Consider the following 8525-nt stretch of genomic DNA (forward strand, 5'->3'; position numbering starts at 1 on the left):
CTTCCAGCGCGCGGCCCAGCCGCAGGGCGTGGGCGGGGGTGAGCCCCTGGTTGGCGTCCACCATCAGGGCGATGTCCGGGCCGATGACGTCGCGCACCGCCTCGATCCGGGCGATGTCGTCCTGCCAGCGCTTGGAGCCGAGGCGCAACTTCATCGCCCTGAAGCCCTGCTCGACGAAGGCCCGCGCCTCCGCCCGGAGTTCGTCCAGCCCGGAGGACAGCCAGAGTCCGCCGCTGGCATAGACCGGAACGCGCTCGCGATGGGCGCCGAACAGCCGGTAGAGCGGCTGGTTGGCCACCTTCCCGATGATGTCCCAGCAGGCGACGTCGATGGGCGTCATGGCGTGCAGCGCGAGCCCGGCCTGTCCGCAGAAGTTCAGATGGCGGAACAGGTCGGCCCACAGCGCTTCCACCTGGAACGGATCGCGGCCGATCACTTTCGGCTTCAGGCTGGCGGTCAACTGGGCGATGGCGCGCAGGCGGTCCATGCCGAAGCAGAAGCCATAGCCCTCGCCGACCACCCCCTCATCGGTCCGCACGGTCACGAGGAGGCATGACACCGTGCTGATTTCGTGGATCGCCGTGCGCAACGGCCGTTCCAGGCGCAGGTCCACCGCCGCCAATTCGATGTCGGAAATGCGCAAGCCCTACCTCCCTGCTGTCACGCCCCATCGGTGCGACGAGGGCGCCGACCGTTTGCGATGGCGATTGTTCTTGTTCCTCATGGTTGTCTGACGCCGCTTTCATTGCAAGAACTTTTTCATTTTTGGCTGATTTGGCTTCAGTTTTTTGGTGGCTGGTGAGCGTGCGCATCGTGGCGTCTGATGGTTGGGCCGTGCCGCAATGCGATCTGGAAGGCCGAACTCCCAGCAGTGCGTTGCGTCTCCGGCGAACTGTCTCTTCATGCCCGCGTGGCGGGTCGGGTGCCTGAATGAGCGCAGTCATCGACATAATTTTGGCGCTGGATGAAAAACATCTTGCGAAATAATGTTCGTTTCGATGATGATCAGCGAAAAGCACGATACACAAAACGGGAGGAACCATGAGCACGCACCGGAATCCCATCCGTATCCATCTTGGCCGTTCGGGGCTGGGCGCCGGCCTCGCCTTGGCGCTCGGCCTGCTTGCCGGCACAGCCAGCGCCGACTCCTCGCCGATCAAGATCGGCTGGCTGTCCTCGTTGACCGGTCCGCTGTCGTCGGCGGCCATCGCCGAGAACCAGGGCGTCCAGTTCGCCGTCAACGAGATCAACAAGGCCGGCGGGATCAACGGCCGGAAGATCGAGCTGATCACCCGCGACACCGCGGGCGACCCGACCAAGGCGGTGAATTTCGCACAGCAGCTCGTGCTCAGCGAGAAGGTCGACTTCGTCATCGGTCCGGTGAACTCCGGCGAATCGCTGGCGACCGTCCCGATCCTCGCCCGCGCCGGCGTGCCCAACATCATCATCGGCACGGTCGACGAGCTGACCGACCCGCAGAAGTACCCGCGCGCCTTCCGTGCCATCGCCACCAACGAGCAGTGGATCAGCAGCGCCAACACCTACGCCATCAAGACCCTGAAGCGGAGCAAGGTGGCGATCATCGGCGACACCACCGGTTACGGCACGTCGAGCGCCAAGAAGGCGGAGGCCCTGCTGGCGGACGCCGGGATCAAGCCGGTCTACAGCGTGCTGATCGACGCCAACAAGACGGACCTGACCGACGAGATGACCAAGGCGCGCGCCGCCGGTGCCGACGTGGTCATGCCCTGGTCGGCGGCCACCGGTCTGCTGGCGCGGGTCCTGAACGCGCGGGGCAACATGCAGTGGGACGTTCCCGTCGTCGGCCATCCGGCCATTATGGGCCTGCCGATCAAGGGTCTGCTGAACAAGCCCGACTATTGGGAAAAGACCTACGCCGCCGGCTACGCCAGCACGACCTACGGCCCGGACGGCAAGCTGCCCGAGGCGACGAGCGCCCTGATGGAGAAGATGCGACCGGAGTTCGGCGGCACCATCAACTTCACCTTCTGGTGGGTCACGCTGGGCTACGACACCGTCAAGATCATCGAGCACGCCGTGAAGACCGCGGGCTCGACGGACAAGGCCGCGGTGCAGAAGGCGCTGGAGAACACCCAGGGGCTGAAGGGCAGCTACGCCGACTACAGCTGGGGACCGAACCAGCGCAACGGATTCCCGGATGCCAGCATCGTGATCAACCGCGCCAACACCTTCAAGGACGGCAGCTTCGAGGCCGCCCCGCACTGATCCGGCGGCAGGGCTCTGGCAGCAGGGCCATGGCGCGACCCACCGTCGCGCCATCACGGATATCCACGGCAATTCACAAACGGATGGCAGGATGCTTACCGTTCTTGTGTCGGGGCTGGCGATCGGCGCGCTCTACGCGGCGACGGGCCTCGCCTACAACATCATGTTCTCGACCTCGAAGGTCCTGAGCGTGACGACCGGCCACATCTGCATGCTGGGCGGTGTCTTCGGTGCCTATTTCATGCTCGATTTCGGGCTTCCGGCGCCGGTGGCGCTGGTCGGCGCGGTGCTGGTCGGGGCGGGCTTCGGCCTGCTGACCGAGGTCATCGCGATCCGCCGCGTTTTGGCCCGCTCCGACGAGCATCTGTGGCTGCTCAGCACGCTGGCGCTGGCGACCATGGTGCAGCAGGCGGTCGGCCTGTGGTGGGGCACCGAGCCGCGCCCCTTCCCGCGCCTGTTCGACCAGGACTTCACAGCGGGCGTCCTTGACCAGAAATACTGGCTGCCCATCGCCGCGGTGGTCGCGATGGCGCTCGGCCTCGAATTCTTCTACCGGCGGACGATGTACGGCAAGGTGTTCCAGGCCGTGTCGGAGGATGCCTTCGCCGCCCGCGCCCGCGGCATCGCCACCGACCGCACCCGCGCCCTGTCCTTCGCCATCGCCGGCGCACTCGGCGGCTTGGCCGGCTTCGCGGCAGGCCAGCTGACCTTCGCCTTCTTCGCGCTGGGCCTCACCCTCACCCTGTACGGCTTCATCGCCCTGGCGGTGGGCGGGTTGGGCAGCAACGTCGGCGCCCTGGTCGGCGGCGTCGCGCTCGGCCTGTTCCAGACGGTGGCCACCTACCTGTTCGGCGGCGAGTACCAGCAGACCATCGCGGTCGGCCTGCTGATGGTCGTGCTTCTCGTCAAACCCGAAGGTCTCTTCGGCTCCAAGAAGGTGCGCCCGGTATGACGGCATCCCCCCTTCCGCGTGTCGGCGCGCTCGCCATCGGCGTCATTGCGGCGGCAACCCTGCCCCTGTGGGTCGGCGACTTCTACCAGCTCCACCTCGCCGCGCTGATCGGCGTCTACTGGGTGCTGATCGCCGGGCTCAACCTTGTCGTCGGCTACACCGGCCAGCTGTCCATCGGCCATGTCGGGCTGCTGTCCATCGGCTCCTACACCTTCGCCATCGTGGTCGGGCGCTATGGGGTCGATCCGCTGGTGACGCTGGCGCTGGCCGGCGCGCTGGGAGGGCTGTGCGGCTTCCTGCTGGGCCTGCCGTCGCTGCGCCTTCCCGGCTTCTACTTCGCCATGGCGACCATGGCCTTCGCGCTGATCATGGCGGAGCTGTCGCTGGCCCAGGGCGACCTGACGGGCGGCGGCGCCGGCCTGCCGGTTCCGGCCTTCAACGCACCCTTCGACACGCCGCCGGGCTTCTACTGGCTGGTCCTGCTGGTCGCCGGGCTGATCACCTGGATGACCTGGAACGTCGCCCGGCTGATGTGGGGCCGGGGGCTGATCGCGCTGCGCGACAGCGAGGTCGCCGCCGCCGCCGTGGGCGTGCCGGTCTTCCGGCTGAAGCTGACGGTCTTCACCTTCAGCGGGGTCACCGCGGGGATCGGCGGCGCGCTGTTCGCCTCCTTGCAGAGCTACATCACCCCGGACACCTTCATCTTCGAACTCGGCCTGTTCTTCTTCGTCTGCATCATCATCGGCGGGCGCGGCAGCATCCTCGGCCCCTTCGTCGGCACGGTGGTCCTGACCGCCCTGCCGGAGATGGTGGCGCCGCTCGCCAAGCTGGGGAACTTCTTCTACGGGCTTCTGCTGCTGGCCGTGGTGCTGGTGGTGCCGGAGGGCATCGGCCACCTCATCAAGACGGTGATCGCCCGCTTCCAGAAAAAGCAGCCGGACTCCCAGGGCGTGCAGCCCGACATCGGGCGCCTGGTCACGGCCATCCAACGGGGGCACGCATCATGAGCACGCTGGTTGCCGACAATGTGAGCAAACGCTTCGGCGGCGTGACGGCGCTCAGCAACGTCTCGCTGGAACTGCGGGAGGGCGAGATCCATGGCCTGATCGGCCCGAACGGCAGCGGAAAGACGACCCTGCTCAACCTGCTGAGCGGCTTCTACCAGACCGACGAGGGCGACGTCCGGCTGGACGGCGAATCGCTCGCCCGTTCGCCGGTGCAGCGGCGCCCCCGCGTCGGGGTGGCCCGCACCTTCCAGAAGCCCCGCCTGCTGGGGAGCCTCAGTGTGCTGGACAACGCCATGCTGGGCGGCTGGTGCGACACGCGGGCGGGCTTCCTGGAGACCGCCCTGGCGCTGCCACGGGCGCGGCGGGAGGAACGGGACTTGCGCGAACGGGCGGAGGAGCTGCTGCACGGCGTCGGCCTCGGCTACGCCATCCACCGCCGGGCGAGCCTGCTCGACCACGCCGAACAGCGGTTTCTGGAGATCGCGCGCGGCCTCGTCATGCGCGCCCGCTTCATCCTGCTCGACGAGCCGGCGGGCGGCCTGACCGAGACCGAGATCGAGCATCTCGCCGACATCCTCGCCGCGCTGCGCGACGCCGGGGTCGGCGTCCTGCTCGTGGAGCACCACACCGACTTCGTGTTCAGCGTCTGCGACCGCGTCACCACGCTGAACCTCGGGCGCATGATCAAGCACGCCACCCCGGCGGAAGTGCGCAGCGACCCCGAAGTCATCCGCGTCTATCTGGGAGCGTGAGATGCACATGGGCTCAGTCAACCGACCCAACCCGATCCTGCTCGACGTGGTCGACCTGCACGTCGCCTACGGCAAGGCCGAGGTCGTGCACGGCGCCTCCTTCCGCGTCCATCGCGGGGAGTTTGTCGTCCTGCTCGGCCGCAACGGCGCCGGGAAGAGCACGATGCTGCACGCGATCTCCGGCCTGATCCCCAAGAAGGGCGGGCGCGTCACCCTGGCCGGGGCGGAGATCGGGGCCGCCGCGCCGCGCGACATCGTGCGGTCCGGGGTCGTCCAGGTGCTGGAGGGGCACCGCGTGTTCGGCGGCCTGTCGGTGGAGGACAATCTCCTGCTCGGCACCTACGCGAAGGCGTCGCGCGGCGACCGCACCAAGCTCGACCGCATCTACGCCCTGTTCCCGGAGCTGGCCGAGCGCCGCCACCAGCAGGCGTCGCGCCTCAGCGGCGGGCAGCAGCAGATCCTGGCGGTGGGGCAGGGGGTGATCGGCGATCCGACGCTGCTGATCCTGGACGAGCCGTCCGGCGGTCTGGCGCCCATCGTCATCGACCGCATCCTCGACGTCGCGAGCGAACTCTGCAAGGCCGGCATGGCGATCCTGCTGGTCGAGCAGCTCGTCGAGAAGGCGCTGCGCCACGCCGACTACTGCTACCTCACGGAAACCGGGCGGATCGTCGGCTCCGGCACGCCGGCCGAGGTGCAGAGCAGCGACCTGTTGCAGCGCGTCTATCTGGGCGGCGCGCATTAGGCCGGGACGTGGTCCCCGCGCGCGGTAGTCCCCTTCCCATCGCGAGACGATCATGAACATCACGTCCATCGAGGCGATTCCGATCGCCATCCCCTACCAGCACAATGGCCCGACCACCGGCTTCGGCGGCGCGGTGTGGACCACGGCCAACTACCTCATCGTCCGCGTCGAGACGGACGAAGGGCTGACCGGCTATGGCGAAGCCTTCGGCTACAACGTCATTCCCGTCACCAAGCTGTTCATCGAGCGCAATCTGGCGCCGCTCGTCGTCGGGCGCGACGCGACGGACATCGCCGGGCTGATGGAGGACCTGAAGAAGACGCTGCACATCTTCGGGCGCGGCGGCACGGTCCAGTACGCGCTGAGCGGGCTGGACATCGCCCTGTGGGACCTGGCCGGCAAGCGCGCCGGTGTGCCGGTGTGGAAGCTGGCTGGCGGCCATGCGCGCGGCGAGATCCCGGTCTATGCCAGCCTGATGCGGCTGAGCGAACCGGACCTCGTTGCCGCCTCCTGCGCCCAGGCGCTCGACCGCGGCTACCGTGAGATCAAGCTGCACGAGAAGACCGTGGAGGCGGTCGCCGCCGCCCGCCGCACCGCCGGCGACGGGGTGGAGCTGATGCTGGACGTGAATTGCGCCTGGAGCCCCGGCGCGGCGATCGAGATGGCGCAGAAGCTGGCCCCGCACCGGCTGAAATGGCTGGAGGAGCCGGTCTGGCCACCGGAGGACCTGGATGGGCTGGTGCGGACGCGCCGCGCCGCCGCGGTCCCCATCGCGACCGGCGAGAACACGCCGAACGCCTGGGCCTTCAAGGCTCTGGCGACCTGCGAGGGGATCGACTTCCTGCAACCCAGCGTCACCAAGGTCGGCGGCATCACGGAATTCCTGCGGGTCGGCGCCCTGGCCGAGCTGAACGGGCGGACGCTCGCCCCGCACTCGCCCTATTCCGGGCCGGGCTTCCTGGCGACCCTGCACATGGCGGCGGTCTTCGCCGGAATGGGGGCGATCGAGCGGCTCTACATCGATCTGGAGGCGCCGGTGTTCGGCGCGATCGGCCTGCCGCGGCCCGACGGCACCATCGCCATTCCCGACGGTCCCGGCCTTGGCGCCGATCCCGACCCGGAGGTCCTGCGCCGCTACCGGCTCGACCTGTGAGGTCGGCACGGCGCAAGCGGGCAGACGACGGACCGCCCTCGGGAACCGGACATGGGGAGACACAGCGGTGAGTGATACCAGCCAGATCCTGGTCGACACGGCGACCAGACTGTTTGAGGAAACCTTTACCCCCCGGCAGCTCGCCCTGGCGGAAACCGGGCGGTGGCTCGGGACGGAGTGGCAGGCGGTCGAGGACATGGGATTGCCGCTGGCCCTGGTGCCGGAAGATGCCGGCGGCTTTGGCCTGCCGGTGGAGGAGGCGCTGAACCTGATCCGTCTCGCGGGGGCCTTCGCGGTGCCCTTGCCGCTGGCCGAAACCATGCTGGCGAACCGCATCCTGGCCAGTGCCGGGCTGAAGCTTCCCGGCGGGCCGGTGACGCTGGCGCCGGTCCGACCAGACGACCGGTTGACCCTGGAGCGGCGGAGCGGCGGGTGGCTGCTCTCCGGGACGGCGCAGCGGGTGCCCTGGGGCCGCGCCGCCGCGATCATGGTCCTGGCCGAGCATGACGGGCAGACCTTGGTCGCCCTGGTCCCGGCGGGACAGGCGGAGGTCACGCCCGACGTCAATCTGGCGAACGAGCCCCGCGACACCCTGCGTTTCGCAATGGTGCTGCCGGCCGAGCGCGTTGCACCGTCGCCCGGCGTTGCGGCGGCGGACCTGCGCCGGCTGGGCGCCGCCCTGCGCAGCCTCGGCATGGCCGGGGCGCTGGGCCGCATCCTGGAGATGACCACCGCCTACGCCAACGAGCGCAGCCAATTCGGGCGGCCCATCGGCAAGTTCCAGGCAATCCAGCAGCATCTGGCGGTGCTCGCCGGGCAGGCCGCCGCCGCCCGCGCCGCCGGGGACATCGCGGCGGAGGCGGTGGCGCAGGGCGCCCCGGCGCTGCCCATCGCGGCGGCGAAGGTCCGGTGCGGCGAGGCCGCCGGGATCGCCGCGGCCATCGCCCATCAGGTCCACGGCGCCATGGGGTTCACCCACGAGCACAGCCTGCATTTCCTCACCAAGCGCCTGTGGTCCTGGCGCGATGAATTCGGCGGCGAGGGGGAGTGGAGCCGTCTGATCGGGCGAGAGGTGGCGCGGGCGGGGGCCGACGGTCTCTGGCCGCTCGTCACCGCCGCCTGATGACCATTCCCTGATCCCCTGGCCCTGATCCCAGGGCCCCGCCGCGCCGCCGAGGAAGCGAAGCCATGGATTTGATCGATTTTCCGCCCCCTCCCGCCCAAGACGTCGAGGCGTTGCGCGCCGAGGTGCGCGCCTTCCTGGCGGAGGAACTGGCGACCCGCCGTCCGCAGGATCGCGCCCGCTCCTGGAGCGGCTTCGACGCCGATTTCAGCCGCAAGGTCGGCGCGCGCGGCTGGATCGGCATGACCTGGCCCAAGCGCTACGGCGGGCACGAGCGCAGCGCCCTGGAGCGTTACGTCGTGCTGGAGGAGATGCTGGCCGCCGGTGCGCCGGTTGCCGCCCACTGGTTTGCCGACCGCCAGAGCGGTCCGCTGCTGCTGAAGGTCGGCAGCGAGGAGCAGCGGCGGACCCTTCTGCCCCGCATGGCTGCCGGGGAATGCTGTTTCTGCATCGGGATGAGCGAGCCGGATTCCGGCTCAGACCTCGCTGCGGTCCGGACGCGCGCCGTGCCGGTGGAGGGAGGCTTCGTCGTCAACGGCACCAAGC

9 protein-coding genes are annotated in these 8525 nt (G+C 69.1%); 8 read left to right on the plus strand and 1 reads right to left on the minus strand.

Annotation, left to right across the window (positions count from 1 at the left end; translation table 11 throughout):
• A partial coding sequence (locus tag Q4I23_RS27625) for a mandelate racemase/muconate lactonizing enzyme family protein (RefSeq protein WP_498528333.1) occupies nucleotides 1–643 on the minus strand: 643 nt, incomplete at its 3' end.
• Nucleotides 644–1041: 398 nt separating this feature from the next.
• Between Q4I23_RS27625 and Q4I23_RS27630 the strand changes: the two genes are divergently transcribed.
• From Q4I23_RS27630 to Q4I23_RS27665, 8 genes are all read left to right on the plus strand, one after another.
• On the plus strand, nucleotides 1042–2247 hold the full coding sequence (locus Q4I23_RS27630) for an ABC transporter substrate-binding protein (protein WP_498528334.1): 1206 nt from the start codon (nucleotides 1042–1044) through the stop codon (nucleotides 2245–2247).
• A gap of 91 nt (nucleotides 2248–2338) precedes the next feature.
• Nucleotides 2339–3199, plus strand: a complete 861-nt coding sequence (locus Q4I23_RS27635) for a branched-chain amino acid ABC transporter permease (RefSeq protein ID WP_454019910.1) — start codon at nucleotides 2339–2341, stop codon at nucleotides 3197–3199.
• Nucleotides 3196–4206 (plus strand): branched-chain amino acid ABC transporter permease, encoded by a 1011-nt coding sequence (locus Q4I23_RS27640; protein ID WP_498528335.1) that lies wholly within the window; start codon nucleotides 3196–3198, stop codon nucleotides 4204–4206. Before Q4I23_RS27635 ends, Q4I23_RS27640 begins: the two co-directional genes overlap by 4 nt.
• Nucleotides 4203–4958 carry an ABC transporter ATP-binding protein gene (locus Q4I23_RS27645; protein ID WP_454019912.1) on the plus strand — a complete coding sequence of 252 codons (756 nt, stop codon included), beginning with the start codon at nucleotides 4203–4205 and terminating at the stop codon, nucleotides 4956–4958. The genes Q4I23_RS27640 and Q4I23_RS27645 overlap by 4 nt, the downstream gene beginning before the upstream one ends.
• 1 nt (nucleotide 4959) lies before the next feature.
• On the plus strand, nucleotides 4960–5703 hold the full coding sequence (locus Q4I23_RS27650) for an ABC transporter ATP-binding protein (protein WP_454019913.1): 744 nt from the start codon (nucleotides 4960–4962) through the stop codon (nucleotides 5701–5703).
• A gap of 52 nt (nucleotides 5704–5755) precedes the next feature.
• On the plus strand, nucleotides 5756–6856 hold the full coding sequence (locus Q4I23_RS27655; RefSeq protein WP_498528336.1) for a mandelate racemase/muconate lactonizing enzyme family protein: 1101 nt from the start codon (nucleotides 5756–5758) through the stop codon (nucleotides 6854–6856).
• A gap of 67 nt (nucleotides 6857–6923) precedes the next feature.
• Nucleotides 6924–7979 carry an acyl-CoA dehydrogenase family protein gene (locus Q4I23_RS27660; protein WP_498528337.1) on the plus strand — a complete coding sequence of 352 codons (1056 nt, stop codon included), beginning with the start codon at nucleotides 6924–6926 and terminating at the stop codon, nucleotides 7977–7979.
• Between the two features lie 65 nt (nucleotides 7980–8044).
• Nucleotides 8045–8525 (plus strand): acyl-CoA dehydrogenase family protein (locus tag Q4I23_RS27665; protein ID WP_498528338.1); only part of this gene is annotated, 481 nt, incomplete at its 3' end.

The organism is Azospirillum sp. UFLA03-27, from assembly GCF_059803775.1.

Bases quoted from the DNA above. Each gene is read 5' to 3' on its own strand.
- Q4I23_RS27635 (WP_454019910.1), top strand. From the start codon at position 2,339: ATGCTTACCGTTCTTGTGTCGGGGCTGGCGATCGGCGCGCTCTACGCG.
- Q4I23_RS27630 (WP_498528334.1), top strand. From the start codon at position 1,042: ATGAGCACGCACCGGAATCCCATCCGTATCCATCTTGGCCGTTCGGGG.
- Q4I23_RS27640 (WP_498528335.1), top strand. From the start codon at position 3,196: ATGACGGCATCCCCCCTTCCGCGTGTCGGCGCGCTCGCCATCGGCGTC.
- Q4I23_RS27655 (WP_498528336.1), top strand. From the start codon at position 5,756: ATGAACATCACGTCCATCGAGGCGATTCCGATCGCCATCCCCTACCAG.
- Q4I23_RS27650 (WP_454019913.1), top strand. From the start codon at position 4,960: ATGCACATGGGCTCAGTCAACCGACCCAACCCGATCCTGCTCGACGTG.
- Q4I23_RS27645 (WP_454019912.1), top strand. From the start codon at position 4,203: ATGAGCACGCTGGTTGCCGACAATGTGAGCAAACGCTTCGGCGGCGTG.